This window comes from Flavobacterium ammonificans, assembly GCF_020886115.1.
Lineage (GTDB): Bacteria > Bacteroidota > Bacteroidia > Flavobacteriales > Flavobacteriaceae > Flavobacterium > Flavobacterium ammonificans.
In genome coordinates, this window is record NZ_AP025185.1 from 1,695,456 (window position 1) to 1,716,491 (window position 21,036).

General features: G+C 31.0%; 19 protein-coding genes. 3 read left to right on the top strand and 16 right to left on the bottom strand.

All coding sequences use genetic code 11. From position 1 onward, the window contains the following. Positions 1-792 precede the first annotated feature (792 nt). From LPC20_RS07515 to LPC20_RS07525, 3 genes are read left to right on the top strand one after another with little or no spacing between them, the layout of a single operon-like run. Positions 793-1,347: an REP-associated tyrosine transposase gene (locus LPC20_RS07515; RefSeq protein WP_229324068.1), complete on the top strand. Its 555-nt coding sequence runs from the start codon at positions 793-795 to the stop codon at positions 1,345-1,347. Next, complete coding sequence (locus LPC20_RS07520; RefSeq protein WP_229324070.1) at positions 1,344-2,261, top strand: hypothetical protein; 918 nt, start codon at positions 1,344-1,346, stop codon at positions 2,259-2,261. Before LPC20_RS07515 ends, LPC20_RS07520 begins: the two co-directional genes overlap by 4 nt. 3 nt (positions 2,262-2,264) lie before the next feature. Next, positions 2,265-2,756, top strand: coding sequence for a hypothetical protein (locus LPC20_RS07525; protein ID WP_229324072.1), 492 nt, complete (start codon positions 2,265-2,267; stop codon positions 2,754-2,756). A 388-nt stretch (positions 2,757-3,144) separates the two neighbouring features. Here LPC20_RS07525 and LPC20_RS07530 read toward each other — a convergent pair whose 3' ends face one another. The 16 genes from LPC20_RS07530 to LPC20_RS07605 all read right to left on the bottom strand — a co-directional run bounded on the left by LPC20_RS07530 (position 3,145) and on the right by LPC20_RS07605 (position 21,036). Then, positions 3,145-3,402, bottom strand: coding sequence for a hypothetical protein (locus LPC20_RS07530; protein ID WP_229324074.1), 258 nt, complete (start codon positions 3,400-3,402; stop codon positions 3,145-3,147). Between the two features lie 225 nt (positions 3,403-3,627). Beyond that, on the bottom strand, positions 3,628-3,984 hold the full coding sequence (locus LPC20_RS07535) for a hypothetical protein (RefSeq protein WP_229324076.1): 357 nt from the start codon (positions 3,982-3,984) through the stop codon (positions 3,628-3,630). A 31-nt stretch (positions 3,985-4,015) separates the two neighbouring features. Then, positions 4,016-4,648: an ABC-three component system protein gene (locus tag LPC20_RS07540; RefSeq protein ID WP_229324078.1), complete on the bottom strand. Its 633-nt coding sequence runs from the start codon at positions 4,646-4,648 to the stop codon at positions 4,016-4,018. Between the two features lie 21 nt (positions 4,649-4,669). Continuing rightward, complete coding sequence (locus LPC20_RS07545; RefSeq protein ID WP_229324080.1) at positions 4,670-5,668, bottom strand: nucleotidyl transferase AbiEii/AbiGii toxin family protein; 999 nt, start codon at positions 5,666-5,668, stop codon at positions 4,670-4,672. Position 5,669: 1 nt separating this feature from the next. After that, positions 5,670-6,278, bottom strand: a complete 609-nt coding sequence (locus LPC20_RS07550) for a DUF6088 family protein (RefSeq protein ID WP_229324082.1) — start codon at positions 6,276-6,278, stop codon at positions 5,670-5,672. A gap of 106 nt (positions 6,279-6,384) precedes the next feature. Continuing rightward, positions 6,385-10,650, bottom strand: a complete 4,266-nt coding sequence (locus LPC20_RS07555) for an NACHT domain-containing protein (protein WP_229324084.1) — start codon at positions 10,648-10,650, stop codon at positions 6,385-6,387. Between the two features lie 81 nt (positions 10,651-10,731). Further along, positions 10,732-11,352: a hypothetical protein gene (locus LPC20_RS07560; protein ID WP_229324087.1), complete on the bottom strand. Its 621-nt coding sequence runs from the start codon at positions 11,350-11,352 to the stop codon at positions 10,732-10,734. A 63-nt stretch (positions 11,353-11,415) separates the two neighbouring features. Then, positions 11,416-12,081: a P-loop NTPase family protein gene (locus tag LPC20_RS07565; protein WP_064715051.1), complete on the bottom strand. Its 666-nt coding sequence runs from the start codon at positions 12,079-12,081 to the stop codon at positions 11,416-11,418. Beyond that, on the bottom strand, positions 12,011-12,850 hold the full coding sequence (locus LPC20_RS07570; protein WP_229324088.1) for a transcriptional regulator: 840 nt from the start codon (positions 12,848-12,850) through the stop codon (positions 12,011-12,013). The genes LPC20_RS07565 and LPC20_RS07570 overlap by 71 nt, the downstream gene beginning before the upstream one ends. Before the next feature lie 79 nt (positions 12,851-12,929). Then, positions 12,930-13,217: a helix-turn-helix domain-containing protein gene (locus tag LPC20_RS07575; protein ID WP_064715049.1), complete on the bottom strand. Its 288-nt coding sequence runs from the start codon at positions 13,215-13,217 to the stop codon at positions 12,930-12,932. Between the two features lie 113 nt (positions 13,218-13,330). Further along, positions 13,331-14,179, bottom strand: a complete 849-nt coding sequence (locus LPC20_RS07580; RefSeq protein WP_229324090.1) for an RteC domain-containing protein — start codon at positions 14,177-14,179, stop codon at positions 13,331-13,333. 33 nt (positions 14,180-14,212) lie between these two features. Then, positions 14,213-16,483 carry a multicopper oxidase domain-containing protein gene (locus tag LPC20_RS07585; RefSeq protein ID WP_229324092.1) on the bottom strand — a complete coding sequence of 757 codons (2,271 nt, stop codon included), beginning with the start codon at positions 16,481-16,483 and terminating at the stop codon, positions 14,213-14,215. A 32-nt stretch (positions 16,484-16,515) separates the two neighbouring features. Next, positions 16,516-17,388: a DUF2911 domain-containing protein gene (locus tag LPC20_RS07590; RefSeq protein ID WP_229324094.1), complete on the bottom strand. Its 873-nt coding sequence runs from the start codon at positions 17,386-17,388 to the stop codon at positions 16,516-16,518. A 9-nt stretch (positions 17,389-17,397) separates the two neighbouring features. After that, positions 17,398-19,935 carry a heavy metal translocating P-type ATPase gene (locus LPC20_RS07595; RefSeq protein ID WP_229324096.1) on the bottom strand — a complete coding sequence of 846 codons (2,538 nt, stop codon included), beginning with the start codon at positions 19,933-19,935 and terminating at the stop codon, positions 17,398-17,400. Between the two features lie 76 nt (positions 19,936-20,011). After that, positions 20,012-20,572, bottom strand: coding sequence for a helix-turn-helix domain-containing protein (locus LPC20_RS07600; RefSeq protein WP_064715044.1), 561 nt, complete (start codon positions 20,570-20,572; stop codon positions 20,012-20,014). A 5-nt stretch (positions 20,573-20,577) separates the two neighbouring features. Further along, on the bottom strand, positions 20,578-21,036 hold the full coding sequence (locus tag LPC20_RS07605; RefSeq protein WP_064715043.1) for a heme-binding domain-containing protein: 459 nt from the start codon (positions 21,034-21,036) through the stop codon (positions 20,578-20,580).

Sequence of the window (21,036 nt, forward strand, 5' to 3'; positions counted from 1 at the left end):
AGATGCCTACTAACTATTATTTTAATTAATTTAACTCTATCAATAAGTAGGTAATTTATTTGTAGAATTGTTTAATTATAGTCATTAATACTTAATTTAGTGTTTAATTTTTTTTTTATTTAAACAAAATTTATTAGTTATTAATCAATAATTGTTAACCTTACCTTAAGTTATTTTGCTTTATTTTTAAAATGTTTAAAGAAAATAATAGTGTTGTGCATTCAAAAAATATATTAAGATTTAATATTTTTTGCACCATTTTAACAATATATAATAATCTGAATGTATAGATCATAAACCAAATTAAGAATTTATAAAAAAAATATTAATTTAAAAAGTATAATATGAAATGTAAATATTGTGGAAAAGAGATGTTAATGGGACGTTCTTGTTTTATTAGTCCCTCGAAAAAATGTGTTGGAATATCCGATAGTACAAATTGCATATATTGTAATCAAAAATTTGTCGCTAATGGATATTGTTTCAATAGTCCATCAAAAAAACATCAACTATCATCTTAATAATAATTAGATCAAACTGAATTTATTAAATTTTTATCAAAATTGGCTAGTTCCAAGATTTTTAATTAAAACTAAATAGAATTGAATTCTTCATTCAACCCTTTATATTTTTCTCACTCTTGAACTAATCTTCCAAATTATTTGGAAATTTATTAATACATCTATTTCAACTTATAGCGTGGACATTCAATTCATGCCTACCCAAAATCGATATTAACCACAACCCTAAAAAGTTGTGGTTTTTTTATTAAATTTGATTTAAAGCTATTTTATGTCTACAAAATATAAAGCTACCACTACCGATGAGGCTTATTTTATCACTATAACTACTGTAGGTTGGATAGATGTTTTTACGCGATTAAATCAAAAGTATACTATAGTAAATGCATTGAATTATTGTCAGCGAAATAAAGGATTAGAAATTTATGCATATGTTTTGATGAGTAGTCATATTCACCTATTGTGTAAAGCCATTAATGGTTTTATACTATCCGATGTAATCAGAGATTTTAAAAAGTTTACTTCAAAAAAAATCCTTGAAACTATAAAAGAAGAACCAGAAAGTAGAAGAGAATGGATGTTAGATTATTTTCAAAAAGCCTGTCAACATTTAAAAAGAGAGCAAAATTATAAAGTTTGGCAAGATGGCTATCATGCAGAGCTGGTTGAAACTAATTGGTTCATCAAACAAAAAGTAAATTACATTCATACTAATCCTGTTAAAGACAAAATAGTCGCTTTACCTGAGGATTATTATTTTAGTTCAGCTAGAAATTATGCTGGCCTTGATAATGATTTAGAAATTATTATGTTAGATTTGTTTTGAAAATTAGTGTTGGCACGGATTGCAAATCCGCGCTATCGGGTAGGTTTGTTGGGATTGATTTACTTTCAGAATTATCATACTCTGAATCACCAAATCATTTTGGTCACAATAATCCTATATTTTGGAGAGACCCGTCAGGACTTTGGTCTTATAGTGCTTTTGGGAATGCAGATAAAAATATCAACATGAATAATGCACAATGGTTAGCTTCTCAACGTCCAAGTGACAGTCCCGAATCTCAATTGAATTTATATGAAAAAAATAGAATAGCAAATCAACATAACGCACCATCCATAGGGAGTCAATTTGGAGGTAGAGGTAAATTATTATTTTCCTTTGATACAGAAGATGAAAATCATTATTATGTTCATAATTTTTATGAAAGTTATTTTAGAAATCAAGGATTAGTTAATTATTACCCTGTATTTGAAAATTCAAAAATTGCATTAGACTTCGTCGGAGGGTTGTACGGTGCTTTAGAAATTATGACATATAATCGAGGTTACTGGTTAGGTGATAATGGAAAATATTATTCGAATAATTGGAGAGGAAATCAGTATACTGGCAATCGCTCTGTAGCTTTAAAAGCTGCTATAAATTATAAATGGGCAGGTAAAGCTGTTGTTGGTGCAAGTGTTGCCATTGGTGCTTATGAAACTTATAATGGTTATCAAATGGATGGAGGGCATTTTGGTTATAATGCTCAAAGCGCAGCCGCAAGTACTACAGGAAGTATAATTGGTGGATACGTTGGTGCGTCAGAAGGTGTAGTAGCAGGAGCCTCAATAGGAGCTTTTTTTGGTGGGATTGGAGCAATACCTGGAGCAATAATAGGAGGTTTTATAGGAGGTTTTGGTGGTAGCTATGTAGGAGGAGAAATTGGACAAGGTACAGTTAATTATATTCATAGATAAATTATGAAAACAATAGAATTTTATTTAAACATAGTACATTTTTACTTTTTTAAATCTTTTAATAAATTTAATTTATACTATAAAAAAATAAGCCCTTCTCGTCTTATTTTTAAAATTCCTGCAATAAAAAACAAAGCTGAAAAAGAGAATATTAACTTGAATCAAATTGTTGATACGGTTCTTAACAACAAAAATTTTGGTTTGAGTATTACATTTGCTGGAGGGTTCTTATTTGGACTTTTATTTATTTTCTTCTTTGGTATTTTAGGGATATTTCGTAAAATATATACAACAACCATTTTGGAAAAAATTCATTTTATAGTTATTGGAGTTTTATCTGCAATAATATGTTATATATTTATTTTTAATAAAAACAGATACTTAAAGTATTTTGAAACGTTTGAAAAATGGACAAAAGAAGAAAAAAGAAATTATAGTTGGCTTACTTTTGCAGTTATAATTATTATTTTATTATTTTGGTTTCTCAGTTTTTAAGGTAATTGGCTGGTTATCTATCAAAGTTAGTGATGGAGCTATAAAAGCTAGTTAATGAACTGAAAATCAATTTAATTATTACTTTAAAAAGGAAAAAGAGAAGCTAAGGGGTAATGTATCAAAATTAGTGATGGCTTTGTAAAAGCTAGTTAATGAACTGAAAATCAATTTAATTGTTACTTTAAAAAAGGAAAAAGAGAAGTTATGGCTTCTCTTTTTTTTATATTTAGTATTGTCTTCTTCCACTACCAGGACTACTTCTTGTATGGGGTCTTACATATGTTCCATTTTTTCTGTAATATCCTTTTACATTGACAGTTTTTCCTGGACTTGAATAGTTTGATGAACTTCTTGTGCTCAAAGAAGAACTTGAGCTAGAGCTAGAGCTTTACGAGTAATTGCTTGATGAGGTATAATTTGGATAATACGCCCAACCAGCATAATTTCCATACTTTATTTTTCGATATCTTTTGGATTTTTTTCCTTTTATATAAACTGAAGATCCTGAAGGAACTCTATAAACGACAGAACTTCCATCATTTCCTGAAGAATAGAGAACTGTTTCGGCATTTAAAGTTACACTATAATAGTTAACACATGATGTTGCGAAATATGCAAACATCAATAATAAAGATACTTTTCTCATTTTGTTTTAAATTACTTTAAACATAAGCTAAAAGTTGATATTTAACCAGGTTGGGGCATTAGTGGGAACGTTTCCGGGCTTGGCGAAGGTGGCGAATTTCACCACAAATGTTGATGCGGAGAATCAAATTTTGATTTACCACAAATGTGTCTGCGGAGCACTGAACCGCCACTTTTGCCAAACCCGTGTTACCAGCCGTATTTTCTTCTTCCGTGCTTTTCATCGCTATATTGGTCGATAATTTCGTTGTGCAGTCTGATACATATTGACGTCTACCATTCTGTTAGGGTCAAGTGAAGCTAAATACAACAATTGCAGGTCTCTAACAATGTCAGTATAGGTATTGTCAACTGAACCTAAAAGTAAAAAACGAAAACTATCAAATGAATATGAATATGTGTTATTAGGATAAGTTCCGCCCATACCAATATGTCTATTATTTTGTTCTTCAAAAAATCGAGCAAGGTCTTGAAATGTTGATTGAAAAATTTGGGTAAGCTGTGCGTTATTCGTTATCGAAAAATTAAGGTCATACAACTGTCGAAATAAATTATACCTTACTCTTATTAATTCTCGTTTCATATATGGGTCATATTTTTCTATTTCGATAAATCTAATATCTAGGACGGTTTTCCATTCTGAAAATCTGTCTATTTATAGAATCTCCGTTAGGTGAATGATTTTGGGCATGAATTAAAACAATATTATTGGTTATTAAAGATTCTAGTTCATTGCATAAAATTTCCAAGTAATTATCATTTGATAAATGTATTAATCCTAATTTATTCAAACAATTGCTAGCTTGAACTTTTATTTTGTCTTGCAACTCATCAATTTTACAATAAGGATTACCATCATACTCATAAATTTTAAGCTTTGCATGCTTATCTTCAATATCAGCTTTAGTTTCTTCATTCTCTGTTGCTAAATGAAAATAGGCTTCATCATCACAAGGGAAATTGTCTTTCCTTTGTTCTAATTTTTCAAAAGCTTCTTTATATCTTGAATAATAATGGCTTTTGACAGCCTTTACTTGATGTAGCGTTATTGGTTTGGGTTCGTTATTTTCATATCGTATTATCGCAAAATCTTCTAATGAATCAAGCTGTAAATGCAATCCGTCAACACTATCTCTTTCGTTTATTAATTTTAATACATGATATAAAGCAACTTTACCTTGATATATAAATCCATTCCACGTATCAGCCGCTGAATGAATATCATTAGGATTTATTAGTTGAATCATAAATTATTCTTTATTTTAAATTTATTTAGCTCTAAATATTTCATTTAGATTTTTTAATTTATCTATCAATTCTTCAAACTCCATTGTATCTCCATAAATCATAAACTCTTGCATGGCTTGGTAGTCTTTTTTCCAAAGTTCAGTTACTTCTGCTGGTGGAATGAAATTTATTGTTTGTGGTGTGTGTAACTCATACGAAATTCCTCTTATAGGAGTGTATTTACTTCTGTGTTGGACTAGTGTTTCGAATAGCTCTTTATTTTTTATTGCTTCTTTTCCGTAATCGTGGTCCATTAGTTTTTCTATATCGTAAAGATGTCTTGACATTCTGTAATGTCTTATGTTTTCGGTTGGCTTCAGAAATTCTTCATGCAACAACATTATTTTTTCTAAAAAGGTTTTGGTTGGTACCACTACAATTACTTCAAAAGGTTGAATTGTAAAAGCTTGTTCCGGATATATTTGGCCAATGATTGATTGAATTTTTTTTTGTTCGTTTGGCTCTAGCAAAGCTCTTGCTCCTAATTCAATGATAACCCTTTGCGGAATGTATTCTCCTGCTTCAACTATTGAGTTGTATTCTAATTCTATACGATGCGGATCACTGGTATCATCTATTTCATCATCAAAGATTAAATTATAATTTTCTTTATTTACTCCCAGCTTTTCTAGTTCTGAAATTAATTCCTCTTTAAATTCTCCGACTATAAAATTACCTGAAGCTTTACGAAGTTTTTTTATTTGTGTTTTTGATAACTCGCCCTCAAATCCTAACATCGTTCTATCAATTGATAAGTCTATATCTTCTGAGAAACGTTCTATTAAGTTATAGGCTTTGCTTAGTGATGTGCCGCCTTTAAAAACTAAATGTTGTGCAAATTTTGAAGAAAATATTGCTTTTAACGTAATGGTTACCCACCAATCTTTTTCAATTGCATCGGTTGGAAGTCCTGTTTGACTATTGACTTGATTTAGTATTTCAAGCCGTCTTTTTTCGGATAGTTTAAGCCACTCGTTCATATTAGTCTTTATTTATTAATTCAAGGATTGTATTTCTAATCCATGTTGGTGCTGCAACACTATCTTCTTTTATGCTTTCAATGGACATTTGGTGCAATACTTTTTTAATTTTTTGTTTAGCATTTTCATCTACATTGTCTTTGCCTAACTCTTTTAATCCTTGGATTACAATGTTGAGTTTTTTATCTTTAATGGTCAGGTTTTTGGGAGTGGTTTTTTTGAATGTGATGGTTCTTTTACCTACTTTAATTTTTCTTGGTGCTCCATCAGTCAAATAGACTACATTCATAGGTACTTGTGTTGATAAGCCAAGTTGTTGCAATGCTTGTACACCTGTAGAAATTATTCTTGCTTTATCTCTTTTTGCTATGGCGACTGCAATTTCTTCTGTTGAAGGGAATAGGGTTCCAAGTATTTTATCTTTTTTTGGATATAGATAAATACCGTGTGCTAATCGAATTAAAATTTCTTTTTTTTCTAATCTCAATAGTACCTTTTTTACATTTTCGGCAGTACCGAACTCTATAAAATCGGCTATAAATAGAATGCTTCCTTTTTTTAAAGATTTTATTTTTTCTTCTATTTGATTGTGAATAGATTGTGGTTTCATTTTGATGTTATGTTTGTCCCAAATTTAGTAAAAAAATGGGACAAAAAACATTTGATATGATTATTTTTGTTTAAAATGAATTTACAAGAAGAAAATTATATCATAATTATTTGTATTCAATAACATCACTAAAAATCTGTAAATCTGATACTTTGTTATCGTTATGAAATTTTCTGCTGTAATCTATATCTTTAAATCTTACATTACGCTCACCCCAAATTCCCCAAATGAGTTTGTAGTCATTCTCTAAAAGAAACTTCTCTAATAAATCTTTTCTTAAGTAGGTAAATCTATGATTGTTGTTATAATCTTTGTTATAGAATAAGTTTTGAGAAGCTAAATTTCCATCAATATCAAATAGGTTAAAAGTTTGTGGTTTACTGATTAAATTTAAAGAATTAGCCAATTCTCTAGAAATAACTGTTTCATGACCAGCCTGATTTAATTCACTGTGGTTGCTCTCCCAACTATAATCCATGACTGGTAAAAGAACTTCATATTCTTCATAGCTTACTGAATCAATTTCAATATATTTAGGATAAGAAAACTTTATTTTATCTTTTGTAAAAACCGGTCTGGCATAATAACCAGGTTCACCTTTTTTTACTTTAACTTTTTTTCTCTCTGTTTCAAAACTGATAATACAAGTATTATCATTAGTTGAATTGTTAACATTATATAATTCTCCCGAAAAAGTATGATAATTTGACCTTGGGTCTGGTAAGAAACGTCCACCTAAATCATTCTTCTTTATAAGTTGTTTTTTAAATTCAATGTATTTATCATTCTTTACCAAAAGTCCTCTAATATATACAAATACCTCTCTATTTATCTTTTTACGTTCTTGAACAATTAGTCCATCTAAACATACCCATATTTTATCATCTTTAGGTAAATTTATTTCTAAATATTCTTTGATATCGGGTTGACCTCCATTTATATACCATTCTAATAAAGACTGTTTAGGGTCTCCCAAATAATCTTTTATAACAAATTTTTTATTTTTGGTTCGTTCTGGAAAACTTGGATCAATGTCTGCATCTGAAAAACGAAATTCATCCCAATCATCTATCAGGTCATTATCCATCCTTAGCCCAGAAATTTCAAAATAGGCAATCCAAGAATACTTTTTCGCATATCTTTCTACATGTGCTTGTTCCGTTCTAGAGCGGTAACTGTCAGACCTTATTCTACCATCAATTTCATTGAATTGTGCTTCATTCCATCCTAAATCATAAATTCTTGCATATATTTGTCTTCTAACTTTTTTCTTTTCTGGTGGGTTAGAATAGGAATGTCCATCTTTTACAATTCTCCCGATAGTATAATTACTAAAATCCATACTGATAGGTTCTGAAAATATACCTTCTTTCTTTTCATAGTCAAATTCATTTGGATTTCGATTGCCACCTATTGTAAATGGAGCAGTTGTTAGTAATACTTCTTCAGGTTTCAATAAATCGTTATGGTGCAATAATCCAATTTCAATTGTTTTTGAAGCATAATCCCTAGCTAGGATATGGGTTGTTGAAAAAGGAGCATCTTTTTTAAATATTGATTCAAATATTGTTAGAGCTATTCTTGGAAGGAATAATTTTTTAAAATTTTCATCAGTGCTGTGTTTAGCCATAACAACACCATACATAGCTGCTAATGTTCTCTCCCAAATATATGGGTCATTGACAGACAATGAATACTTAACTATTTCTAAATATTCATTGGGAAATTTAGTTCCATAATAATATAATGCTCTAGTTGACAAATCTCTTAACTTCCTGTTTGTAGAAGTTAAATACCACATTATTTTTTTTGCTGCTAAATGAACTTTGTCAGTCTTGAGTTTTGTTTTTGATTTGCAAGCATCTTCAAAACCAATTAAAAATTTTTCATAGTTTCTATTATGTATGCCACTATTACTTCTTATATATTCTGTCCAACTTAGATCTCTATCAGAAACATTCATATTGAACAATAAATTAGATAGTAGATCTATATTTAATGGGTTTTGGCTATCTAGTTCAGTATTTTTGAATAGATTGTAAATGAGATTATGTTTGTTAAAATCTTTAAAATTCTCTTTGATAATATTAACTGCAACCGATTTGTTGTCTATAATCTTTTTTTGATTTACTTCGAAAATAGATTTTAATAAATAATCGTTTAAAGTTTCGTTCTTGATAGATGAATAAAAATTTAATCCAAATTTTTTGATTGCTAATACACAAAAACTTCTAAGGATATCGTTGAATAATGGATGACATGTTTTTCTATTTAAAAGTTCATTCTTAAATTTTGTTGATTTAATTATGGTATTTAGTTTTTCTTCAGAATCAATTGATTTAAATAGATTTTTTGCAATTAAATAACCGCTTAGTAGGTCATAAGTAAAGGTTATAACCTCCACATTATTCCAATCTCTAAATATTAATAAATCTTCTTTTTCAAAAACCAGAAACTCTTCTTGATTTAATATATTATAAATTGCATATTCAAAATCAATTTCTCTAGAGCTGTTTTCCCAAAGAGATTCAGAAATTTTCTCAAGAATATTAATAGTGAATTTTTTATTGAACCTAAGTTCTTTTCCTAGTTTTTCGCTAATATTTTCATTGCACTTTATTAAATATTCTTCAAAAACATCAAATAGGTCTTCATTTTGGAATGAAACCGATTTACCTTGTTTAGTCTCACAAAATATTTTTAGATATAGTGGTTCAGAAAAAGCATTTACAGCTCCAGAGGAGTTAACAAGAGTTATATCATAATGCTTAAAGTATTTATCCATTGCTTCATTTAGATTATAATAGGTAAATCCATTAACTCTAACCAACTTGTCATAGTTATATGGATCATAATTAAAATAATCTTTAGGAAACAATTCTTTTTTATAAGATGTTCTAAAAGTGGTGATAAAGAGAATATTGGGATAATTTGCATTTATTTCGTTAATTAATTCTTCTAAATTATCTCCCCAAACATACTTCCATTTTATAGCTTCATTAAGTCCATCAATTAGTAAGATTGCTTTTGTATTTTGAATTCTTCCTGCAACATCTAAAATGCCTAAAAAATCACTAATTGTCAAATCTGTTGGCAAATCTAGAATACTTCTCAATTGATCTTTTAAAGGTAAATCAGATTTAAAACTTTTGCCAAAAACAAAAACGGCTGGTTTATTTTTATCTAATTGTTTTTTTACAATATCAACTGAAATGTGTGTTTTTCCTTTAGATGCATTTCCGCTAATATGAATTTCATTTGATTTTAACGTAATTAATTCTTCAAAAGTGCCTAAGAAATAATCATAATTCCTGAGTGTAAAATAAGGTCCAAGCAATGTTTCTCTACACTTCTTAATCTTTTCTTTCAAAGACTCACTTTTTTCTAATTCTTCATCATCCCAGTGAATTGATTTAAGTTTTTCGGAATTCTTATATGATATGTAAGCTTCATAAAAGTCTCTGTAACGATTCTTATACTCATCAATTTTTGTTTCTAAAGAAACTGATAATTTGTAATTATCTGCCAAGAAATGAGACTTTATATCATCAAGCAATTTTGCACCATCATCAACTATTGTATCATATTTATTTTCAAATAAAAATGATTTTATTTCTTGATAAATCTCATCAAACTCAAATTTATTTTCTTCATTTCTAATCCTATTTATTTCTTCATTGAATTCTTTTTTAAAGTGATAAATTCCAATATTGTCTTCATTTTTTTCTATCAAATCAACTAAATCTTTACCCCCTAAACGTCTTGTTATAAAATCATCAACTTCACCTTTGACATGCAAGGAATCTAAATATTTTGATTTTATTACATTGGAATTATAAATTAGTTCAAACTTTTCTTTAAACCACTTTTCATCTAAAATCTTATCAGAAAAAAAGAATTTATATATGCTTTGATACTTTCTTAACAGATTTAATATTATACTATCTCCCCAATGATCAATAATCATTGTATTACTAGCAGGTAAAACTACAGAGCCATTGTATTTTAGATTTCCAATCCCAGCAAACCATTTTTTCTCTTCAACGGTTAATGAATTTTTGGAGCAAAGAATCCATTTTTTTAATTTATCACCATGCTTAATGTAAGCAGTCTGTAACGATTTTTTAATCTGTTCTTTTCTTCCTCCTTCGTCAAATCTACCAAAAAACTTACATTGCCAACCCCAAATATCTCCGTTAGTTAATTCTAAATAAAATTCTACTCCATCACCACCGCCACTATCATCAATACGGGTAAAGCTACCTTCATTTTTATATTCTTCTAAACATATTTGAAAACACAATTCTTCAAAGCTCTTGTTTTGAGTTGAATTGTAAGGTTTTAATTTATCCCAAGTAATTAAATCTATCATATTTATTTAAATAACTAAATATGCTAAAATTAGAAATAATTTTAATGTTTTTTGTTATGATTTGATTTCATTTATAAATATTTAATTAACATTATTATTTTTTATGTAACTATGTAAATTGTACATTTCGAATATATCATTTTGATTATTTTTTAATTGTCCAATCTCAATAAATGCGATATCATTGGCAAAAGCTTTTTCTCCGATTAAATGCTCGATGTGAACATAAACTGCTTCTCGGAGTCTTGGGTTATCTTTGTGGACGATGTAGTTTTTGAGTAGCACTTTTATTCCTAAATCGGTTGGTTTGTTTGGGTTTTCTAATGGGATGAAATACATTTCGCTTATTCGTAAAGTTATGCCGTAATATTCTAATGGTTTGTCGGTGCCGTTTTCGTATTTTTCAATATTCATCTCTGGTTGAAGGAACGCTGTTATTTTCCAACGCTCTACAACTGGAGCATGATGAACTAGTAGTTCTACTTCTTTGAATAGGTAAGGATTTCCGTTTGCGGTGATGATTAATTCTGCACCGTTTTTTTTGTTTTTAATGATGAGGTCTAGGTTTTTGTTGTATTGATGTAGTATCTCGATTAGTTTGTCGAAATGGATTTTTAGTTGGTCTTTTGGTATTTCGTTTAGAAGAAGGAAAACGAAGTTGTTTTGTTGGAAGTAGTTCCAGAAGTTGGTTATTGTGTTCATATTGTTTCTTGTTATTGGAACGCGGATGAAACAGATGCTTCGCAACGCGGATTTATACGGATTTTATCTTTTGTCTTGAGCTGATTTTTCAAATGCTATTAAATTTACCATCTCTCGTAATCGTGAGCGAACTCGATTGCCGTAATGTTTTTCAATTTCTGTGGCTGATAGGTTGGTGGTTATGTGAGTAAATAGTTTTTTTGAAATGAATAGATCATATCTGCTCAATAGAATTTCTGCCATGACATTGCATTCGTTACCAAAATATTTTAAGTTGTTTTCTGTTCCTAAATCGTCAAAGCAATAGGTTCTTGGTTCTGATTGGTATAGTTTGCCATTGCTGTATTTGTGGATTATTTGGTAGCCGTCCTGGATGAATTCAAAGCTGATATCGCGACATGGTTTTACGAAAAACTTATGTTCTGTTGCTGTTAGGTATTTCATTAAATTCATCAATGATGTTTTACCGCAGCCGATTGGTCCGGTTAGTAGAATTCCTTTGTTGAGGTTTATTCCATATTGAAAACATGTTGGTTCGTCTTTTAAGAAATACGCGATTAGTTTGTACACAATTGGATAATCGGTTTCAATGATTTTGAAATGATTGCCATATAGTTCAACTCCTTTATTTTCTAACCAAGTAATGACCTCATCATAGCTATAATGGCTCTGAATAGTCTTTGTCGGTTGTTGTGTTGAGTTGTTTTGCTCTGTTTGGTTGTTCTGCATTTGAAATAAATTTTGGTGCGTTAATCATCCAATTTTGTGCTGCTGCTTGCCAATCGACCATTGGTGTTTTACCTCCGACTAACCAACCGACACTTTTGAAATAGTTGAAGAATTTTTGAGCTTCTTGTTCCGGAAAGTTATTTTGTTGGAAATAGGTTTTGATTTCATTTAAGTTTGGTTCAACGAAACCTTTCTTTTTTTCGCGCAACTTTTTTTCTTGGGATGTGATTTCTCCTATCGTCGAAATGACAAAATCATTTTCATTTTCTTCAAAATTTTTTGTGTGCTTTTCCAAGTTTGAAACGTTTTTATCGTTTAAAATGTTTGTATTGTTTATATAGTTTATAGAAGGTACTAATGCTTGTTCAGTACCTGTCTCACTACTAGTACAAGACTTGTTCAAAGCTTGTTCAGAAACAAGTTCAATAAGTGGTTCATTTTTTGGTTTTCTTTCGGATTTTGGAAGCGGTTTTAAATCTTCGGAAAAGTTGAATAAAATGACATGGCTTCCTTTGAAAGGATTGTAGGATGGTTCGTAATTGATATACCCCAAACTATGCAAGTTCTTCAGACATTTGTGATAGGTTGCTTTTGAACTGATTTTGCTAATTCGCATTACCTCATCGCGATTGATGCTGATTGGATTTTTGAAGCGGTTGCAGTTCCAAAATTGGAATAAAGCAATGTATAAGCTTACGTGTGTTGGATTTAATGTTTTATCAATGGCTACTTTTTCGAAGAAACCGGTTAGGTGTTTGATGTAGTTCATTTGGCAGTATTAAGATTGGAGTATTAAGTATTAAGACTTTGAACAAGAGTATGAGATTGCTTCGTTCCTCGCAATGACTTTACTTGAACAGAGTGGGCAAAGCGTTTACCTTATTTCCATTTAATAACTTATCAATGTCTGAATTGTCATAATACATTATGCCACCTATTTTGGTGTAGGTCAGTGTTCCGTTGATGCGGAGATTTTGCAAAGTACCTGGAGAAATGTTTAACAGTTTACGGACTTCATTGGATTTGAGCCACTGTTTTGTTTGTTGCGGTTTGGATTGAATGATTTCTTTTAAATCGTTCAAAAGAAGACTTCTGAATTCGTTTAAGTCTTCGCGTGTAATAACTTCGATTGCCATAACGTATGTTTTAGATTGTTATGGTACAAAATTGTAGTATTTGAATAGTTTTAAATCACAAGTCAATCACAAGTTGTGATTGATTTTTATTCAAAGCAATGTATTTATTGGTTTTAAAGCATATCGTCTGTATTTTCCATACGTTTTACCAATCTTTCTTTTAGTGTGTTTAGGAATTTGGTTTGGTCTGATTTACGCATTCTAATTTCAAGGAAAGCACGGTGGTATTGACCTAAATCGATATTAAATACATTTTCGAAGTATGCGGCAATATCTTTCAAATCTGATGCTCCGTTATTGAACACACCTTCGGTATGCAATGCATATAAAAGCTCTATTAAGGCGACTTTAGAGCCCGTCCAATTTTGTTTTACCTTGGGATTGACTTGTGATTTTTCCTTTGGTTCTCTATTTTCCATTATAAGGAGTTTGTCTTCTAGATATACCTGTATTAAATCGTGTGCCATAATCTTGGCTACTTTGAAATCATGTGAAGTAGAAAAGGTATGATCTACTTCAAAATAAAAACTATCTAACGCTAATTTTACATCAGATTTTCCTCTAATAAAATACTTATGATCAAGATAATTGCTTCCTGTTCGATAGTATTTATAAAAGTCTAAATTATTGTCGAAATAACGTTTCAATTTATCTAATTCATTATTTAGATATTTTTTTAAAATACGCTCTCCACCATGCGGTTTTTTTGTTTCGATTTTAAAAATGGTATTGTAGTAAATTAATTTAGAAGTGAATTTAGGTTTGATGTTTTTGAAGAAATTAATTTCTTGTTCTGATGATTTTATCTTTTCTTTTTCAAATAATACTTTTAATTTTTGGAGTGATTTCAAAATAATATCTATAGCACTTTCACAACGCTTTATTGGGTCGTCTATTTCTAAATCAGTAAAATTTAACTGTTCGTTTAAATCTGTTAATAATTGGTTGATTTTTGAGCTCAATTTCTTTGGTATTAATTTTTGATTGAAACTTTTTTAATAATTTAAACTAATACCTAACCCAAATCCCATATCACTATCGTAATGTGTTCTTAAACTTATATTTCTTTTTAAAATGTAACGTGCATCTAGCATAAATTCTGTATCGGTGTTTACCATAAACCCCATTCTTAAGCGTTTTGAAATTGGAATATCCTCTCTCATTAACTGTAATCTTATGTTTCCATCCTGAAATACTTCTGCTTGAGCAATTACTAACATTGGTAATGTGTAATTAACCCCGGCACTTAGAACGGCTCTTTTATCTTTGGTATTTTCTTGTCCAAAAATGTTTTTTTCTATCATTCCATCCATATTCCTGTAACGCCAATCGAAACCAATAAAAGGCATCAACCACTGCATTTTTCCTATGTATCTGCCTAAATGAAATTCGGCTTCATAACCATGCATATCATTGTATCCTAGTCGCCATTCTGCACCTAAACTCCAACGTGTATTTTGGATCATTGCCATACCATCATTTCCATTAGTAGCAAAATCATTTTCTGCCATGAAATGAAAAGCTCTATCATCGGCAAATAATTTTCTTTGTGCTACTTTTGGATTTGGAATTAGCGGATTTGGCGTTTGGTTTTCATAGGTGAATACTCTTCCCATTCCTGCCATCATGTGATACAAAATATGACAATGAAAAAACCAATCTCCTTCAACATTGGCATTGAATTCAATTATGTTGGTTTCCATAGGCATTAAGTCCATTACATTTTTTAATGGTGCATATTCCTCTTGACCATTTAATATTCTGAAATCATGTCCATGTAAGTGCATTGGATGACGCATCATGGAACCATTGTAAAGTGTAATTCTAATGTTTTCTCCTTTTTTTATTAGGATTTTATCTGTTTCAGAAACTACTTTATTGTCTAAACTCCAAACATATCGGTTCATGTTACCTGTTAGTTCAAAACGAAGTTCTTTTACTGGGGCATCTTTGGGTAAAGTTGTTTTATCGGTCGCTTTCAACATGGCATAATTGAGTGTTGTAATTGTAGATAACGCATTGGCATTGTACTGATTTTGATTGTGATTGGAATGATCGGTACTCGTTTCCATATTGCTCATAGTACCCTTATGTTTTGCGCTTACTGCACCAGTTATTTCTGGGTACATTACTACATTCATATCCATTTGATTTAAGGACATACTCATTCCCATATCATCTAAATCCCCATTCATTTTCATCATTCCGTTCATCATTTTCATTCCCTCAAAATATTTTAATTTTGGCAACGGAGCAATCAATTGTTTGATGCCATTTCCAATGTATAATGAAGTAGATTTTGTGCGGTCTTCTGGAGTTGCTAAAAATTCATAAGAAGTATTACTTGCAGGAATTGTAACTATAATGTCATAAGTCTCGGATACTGCTATCAATAATCTATCTACTTCAACAGGTTCTACATCGTTACCATCACTAGCTACAACTGTTATTTTTCCTCCAGCATAAGTTAACCAAAAGTATGATGAAGCTCCACCATTTGCCACACGCAAACGAACTTTATCTCCACTTTTAAACTGTGATAACTGACTTTCATTTTTACCATTAATCAGAAACTTATCATAATATACATCGCTCACATCCATAGCATTCATTCGTTTCCATTCATTGGCTATTTTTGTTTTGAAATGACCTTGTTTTATGGCTTCAGCATAACTTTGTGTTGTTCCTTTTTTAATTGCAAACCAATCGGTTGCATTGTGTAACATTCTGTGAACGTTCTCGGGTTTTAAATCGGTCCATTCACTTAAAATAATAGGCACAGTTGGTAAATCATCTATACCTTTTCGGAATGTTTTGTCATTTTGTTTTTTGTTCATAATGAACATACCATACATACCAATTTGTTCCTGTAATCCTGAATGACTGTGGTACCAATGAGTTCCGCTTTGAATTATTGGAAACGAATATTTGTGAGTAGTTCCCGGTTCTATTGGCATTTGTGTAAGGTTTGGGACACCATCTTCTTTATTAGGTAAAAATAGTCCGTGCCAATGCAATGAAGTGCTTTCTTTTAATTCGTTATGTACATAAATTTCAGCAATATCACCTTCTGTAAATGTTAATGTTGGCATAGGAATTTGACCATTTACTGCAATTGCTCTTTTTTCTTTTCCAGAATAGTTTACGATGGTATCACGAACATATAAATCGTAACGAACTATGTTTTGCGAAAACAGCGTTTGTGTTGCCAAAACGAAGATTACGATTGGTAACAGTTTTTTTGAAAGAATGTTTTGTATATCCATTATAGTAATTGTATTATTTTAATTTTACACTATTATTTTTTTAACAAGATTTCCCAATCTGAAATTTTATTGTTCAAACTATCAATAGTTTTTTTCATTTTCTCCTTATCAGCAATTGAAATGGCTCGCTTTGCAGCTTCAATTGCAATAGTGTAATCTTTGTTTTCAGAAGCTAATTTTTGTCTTAGATTAGGATAATAGAAATTTTGAGGATTTATTTTTTCTGCTTCCAAAAGCCATATAATTGCTTGTTTATAATCTCTATTAGTACTGTAATAATAATTAGCTGCCTGAAATAATAAATTGGCATCCTGAGTTTTACCCTTAATTATATGTTGATCTATCAATGCCACTATTGTATCGTCCTCCTTGCTCTTTACCGGTATTTTAACCATTGTATTTTCCCAAAGTATTTTTAGGAATGCTTCGCCTTTGCTATTGATATCATTTAATTCAATAGTAAAAGTTTCATAAAAATTGGGGCTTTTTTCTAAAGGGACTTTGAAACGCATTATATCTTTTTTTTCATCATAGCCCGTTTCTCCATGCAAGGTAGTATCTGAGTTAACAATTATAGTCCACTCATTTATTGAAGGAATTGAGAATATTGAATAGCTTCCTGCTTTTAATACATTGTTACCAAAAGAAATATCTTCGGAAGTGGTTATGACGGTACAATCACTTGCGCCAGTTCGCCAAAGCTTATCAAAAGGTACTAACTCCCCAAATATTTTACGACCTCTTACTAATGGTCTGCTGTATGTTATTTTTATTTTTCCGCTGCCGACTTCTTGCTCAAAAGATGCCGCAGGACTGGCTGAAGTAACTCTTATCTGGACTTTGTCTTGGGCAGATAATAATAAGGATTGCAAAATAATTAAGCCTGTTAAGATTGTTTTTTTCATTTTATAATTTTAAAGTTTTAATGTGCGTAATCGTAACGCATTTACAATTACTGATACAGAACTAAATGACATGGCTAAAGCCGCAATCATTGGGGATAATAATATACCGAAAAATGGATATAGAACACCAGCTGCGATTGGAACACCCAATACGTTATAGAAAAAGGCAAAAAATAAATTTTGCTTGATGTTTTTCATAACAGCATGGCTTAAGTTCTTGGCTTTTACAATGCCTTGTAAATCGCCTTTGACTAAAGTTATTTTGGCACTTTCAATTGCGACATCTGTTCCTGTTCCCATAGCTATTCCGATATTGGCTTGTGCTAATGCCGGTGCATCGTTGATACCATCACCAGCCATGGCCACAATTTTGCCTTCTGCTTGTAATTTTTTGATTTCGTTTAATTTGTCTTCGGGTAAACATCCTGCTTTATAGTAAGACAGGTTCAATTCTTCTGCAACAGCTTTGGCTGTATTGATATTATCGCCTGTCATCATAATTACTTCAACTCCTTGTTGCATCAGTTCTTTTATTGCAGCGGCACTTGACGTTTTTATGGCATCAGTAATGGATACAAATCCAACAGCAATACCTTCTACTGCAATATATGAAACGGTTTTTCCTAGTTTTTGTTCGGTAATGATTTTGTTTTCTATATCGTCAGAAATACTAGCTTTTACTTGTTCCATTAGTTTTTTATTACCTAATGCTACTTTTTTATTGGTTACTGTTCCTGTAACTCCTTTTCCGGCAATGGCTTCAAAATCTTTTACTTCGATTAATGAAATGGATTTTGTTTTGCCATAATTGACTACGGCTTGTGCTAATGGATGCTCACTATATTGGTTTAATGAAGCTATGCTTTGCAATAAATCGTTATCATTGTTATTGGTCGCATAAATTTTTTCGACCGATGGTTTTCCTTCGGTTATTGTTCCTGTTTTATCTGTAATTAAAACATTAACCTTATTCATGTTTTCTAAAGCTTCTGCATTTTTTATCAAAACCCCTGATTGTGCGCCTTTACCAACACCTACCATTACTGACATAGGCGTTGCCAATCCTAATGCACAAGGACACGCGATGATTAATACTGCGATGGCATTTATAAAACCATATACTAATGCCGGTTCGGGACCAAATTTTGCCCAAATGAAAAAGGTTATAACAGAAATGATGACTACAATGGGCACGAAGTATTTGGAAATACTGTCTGCTAATTTCTGAATTGGCGCTCTCGAACGAGAAGCGTCATTAACCATTTGCACGATTTGTGAAAGCAAAGTTTCTGAACCCACTTTTTCTGCAACCATAATAAAAGATTTATTCCCATTGATTGTTCCTGCAATTACATTATCGTCTTTCTTTTTATCAACGGGTATTGGTTCTCCTGTAATCATTGCTTCATCAATACTACTTTCTCCATCGGTTATTTTTCCGTCAACTGGAATTTTGTCACCAGGCTTAACCCGAAGTAAATCACCTTTTTTAATATCGTGGATTGAAATTACTTTATCGCTACCATCAATAACCAAAGTGGCTTCGGTTGGTGCGAGTTTTAATAATTCTTTGATAGCTCCACTAGTCTGACTGTGTGCTCTTGCTTCAAGTAATTGTCCTAATAATACAAGAGTTAGAATAACGGTTGTAGCTTCGAAGTATAGTAATACTGTTCCGTGTTCTGTTTTGAATTCGCTAGGAAAAATATCTGGGAAAAACATCCCGACCAAACTGAAAAGAAATGCCACTCCTGTACCAATTCCGATTAGGGTAAACATATTTAAATTCCAAGTAATGATGGATTTCCAAGCGCGAATAAAAAATACCCAACAGGCATAAAACACTACAGGAAGCGATAATATTAATTGTACCAAATTCCATTTTGAAGCATCCATTAGTTGTAGTAAAGGATTGTTGTGTGCCATTTCTATCATTGCAATTGCAAAAATGGGAACGGTAAATACGACTGCAATTTTCATTTTTTTAACCAAATCGGTATACGTTTTTTGGTCTTCGCTTTCGCTTGGTTCCATTGGGACTAAATCCATTCCGCATATTGGACATGAACCAGGACCTTCTTGAATTACTTCGGGATGCATAGGACACGTATACAACGTTTTACTCACCGTTAACTCTGGTGCTTTAACTAAATCCATTCCACACACAGGACAGTCACCTGCCTTGTCGTACACTTTTTCGCCTTCGCAATGCATTGGGCAATAATACTTTCCTTGGGTATTTGTTGGGACAACAGTTTCTTTATTATGATCGTTGGAATGGACAGAGCAACATGATTTTCCCGAAGCTTCATTCGTTGTACTATGCTCCTTGGTTTTACCGTTGCTCATTTCTATGGAGTATTTTCCCACTGCTGTCAAGGCTTCCTGTAGCTTTTCTGTTGGAATGTGCTTTTCCATAGTTATTGTTGCTACTGCTGGATTTAATGAAACTTTTGCCTCAATACCCTCAATAGTATTCAACGTTTTTTCGACTTTAGCGAGACAACCATCGCAAGTCATTCCGGTAATGCTGTAAGTATGTATCATCTTTAATAATTTTAATACAAATTTCTATCATAACCGATTTTTGCATTTGCATAATTTTGGGTTTGATATGCAAAATTTATAAATCTTCTATTTGCTTTCTTTTAATGGTTTTGATATTCTTAAAGTAGGTTGGCGAAAAGCCAGTTACTTTTTTGAATTGATTGCTCAAATGTGAAACCGTGCTGTAATTTAAAGAATACGCAATTTCACTTAATGAGAGTTCATCGTACATAATTAACTCTTTTACTTTTTCAATTTTCTGATTGATGAAATACTTCTCAATAGTAGTGTTTTCAACTTCTGAAAAGAGATTACTCAGGGTATTATAGTCTTGATGCAGTTCTTGTGAAAGGTAGTTGGATAAATTAATTTTCAAATCATTATTCTTGTTTTGAACCAAATCAATGATTACTGTTTTAATCTTATCAATCGTTTTACTTTTCTTATCATCAATCAGTTCAAAGCCAAATACTTTCAATATTTTACTAATTTCATTTTTTTGAACATCAGAAAAGGGTTCCATAATTTCGACTTCACCCAAATTAATAGATAAAAGTTTTAGTCCAAGCTTTTCTAACTCGGACTTAACCACCATTTTGCAACGACTACAAACCATATTTTTAATATAAAGTTTCATGCTTACTATTCTTTATTGATTGTCTGTTCAATCCAACTGATTATTTCTTGCTTTTGGGTTTCATCAAGAATAGCATCCTGATGTAATTGTGTGTATGAACTTAATGGCATAGTACCCGATTTTATTTCTCTACTTATTGCTTCTAGTTTACTTTGTTGTTTTCTATTTGAATAAGTCGCAAATTCATTAAAATTCAGTTCTTCTTTTCCATTTTTAATGTGGCTTTCTACAAATAATCTTGCTGGTTGAATGTAATCGTACCATAAATACTTAGTAGTATTACTATGGCAGTCATAACAAGCTTTTTGCAATGAATTAAGAATTTTTGGAGGTACTTTATAATTATTAGCAAAGTTTTTTCCAATATCGAATGAACTACTTACATTTTGTTTTGGTTGGTAGAATTGAATAGCTACAAACATTAAAAAGAATACTAATGCAATCTTTTTTAATTTTCGTGTCAT

Coding starts and splice junctions, on each gene's coding strand:
- LPC20_RS07565 (WP_064715051.1), bottom strand. CDS start 12,081: ATGCAGAACAACCAAACAGAGCAAAACAACTCAACACAACAACCGACA.
- LPC20_RS07575 (WP_064715049.1), bottom strand. CDS start 13,217: ATGGCAATCGAAGTTATTACACGCGAAGACTTAAACGAATTCAGAAGT.
- LPC20_RS07535 (WP_229324076.1), bottom strand. CDS start 3,984: ATGAAACGAGAATTAATAAGAGTAAGGTATAATTTATTTCGACAGTTG.
- LPC20_RS07525 (WP_229324072.1), top strand. CDS start 2,265: ATGAAAACAATAGAATTTTATTTAAACATAGTACATTTTTACTTTTTT.
- LPC20_RS07570 (WP_229324088.1), bottom strand. CDS start 12,850: ATGAACTACATCAAACACCTAACCGGTTTCTTCGAAAAAGTAGCCATT.
- LPC20_RS07605 (WP_064715043.1), bottom strand. CDS start 21,036: ATGACACGAAAATTAAAAAAGATTGCATTAGTATTCTTTTTAATGTTT.
- LPC20_RS07585 (WP_229324092.1), bottom strand. CDS start 16,483: ATGGATATACAAAACATTCTTTCAAAAAAACTGTTACCAATCGTAATC.
- LPC20_RS07550 (WP_229324082.1), bottom strand. CDS start 6,278: ATGAAACCACAATCTATTCACAATCAAATAGAAGAAAAAATAAAATCT.
- LPC20_RS07530 (WP_229324074.1), bottom strand. CDS start 3,402: ATGAGAAAAGTATCTTTATTATTGATGTTTGCATATTTCGCAACATCA.
- LPC20_RS07555 (WP_229324084.1), bottom strand. CDS start 10,650: ATGATAGATTTAATTACTTGGGATAAATTAAAACCTTACAATTCAACT.
- LPC20_RS07595 (WP_229324096.1), bottom strand. CDS start 19,935: ATGATACATACTTACAGCATTACCGGAATGACTTGCGATGGTTGTCTC.
- LPC20_RS07590 (WP_229324094.1), bottom strand. CDS start 17,388: ATGAAAAAAACAATCTTAACAGGCTTAATTATTTTGCAATCCTTATTA.
- LPC20_RS07540 (WP_229324078.1), bottom strand. CDS start 4,648: ATGATTCAACTAATAAATCCTAATGATATTCATTCAGCGGCTGATACG.
- LPC20_RS07515 (WP_229324068.1), top strand. CDS start 793: ATGTCTACAAAATATAAAGCTACCACTACCGATGAGGCTTATTTTATC.
- LPC20_RS07545 (WP_229324080.1), bottom strand. CDS start 5,668: ATGAACGAGTGGCTTAAACTATCCGAAAAAAGACGGCTTGAAATACTA.
- LPC20_RS07560 (WP_229324087.1), bottom strand. CDS start 11,352: ATGAACACAATAACCAACTTCTGGAACTACTTCCAACAAAACAACTTC.
- LPC20_RS07600 (WP_064715044.1), bottom strand. CDS start 20,572: ATGAAACTTTATATTAAAAATATGGTTTGTAGTCGTTGCAAAATGGTG.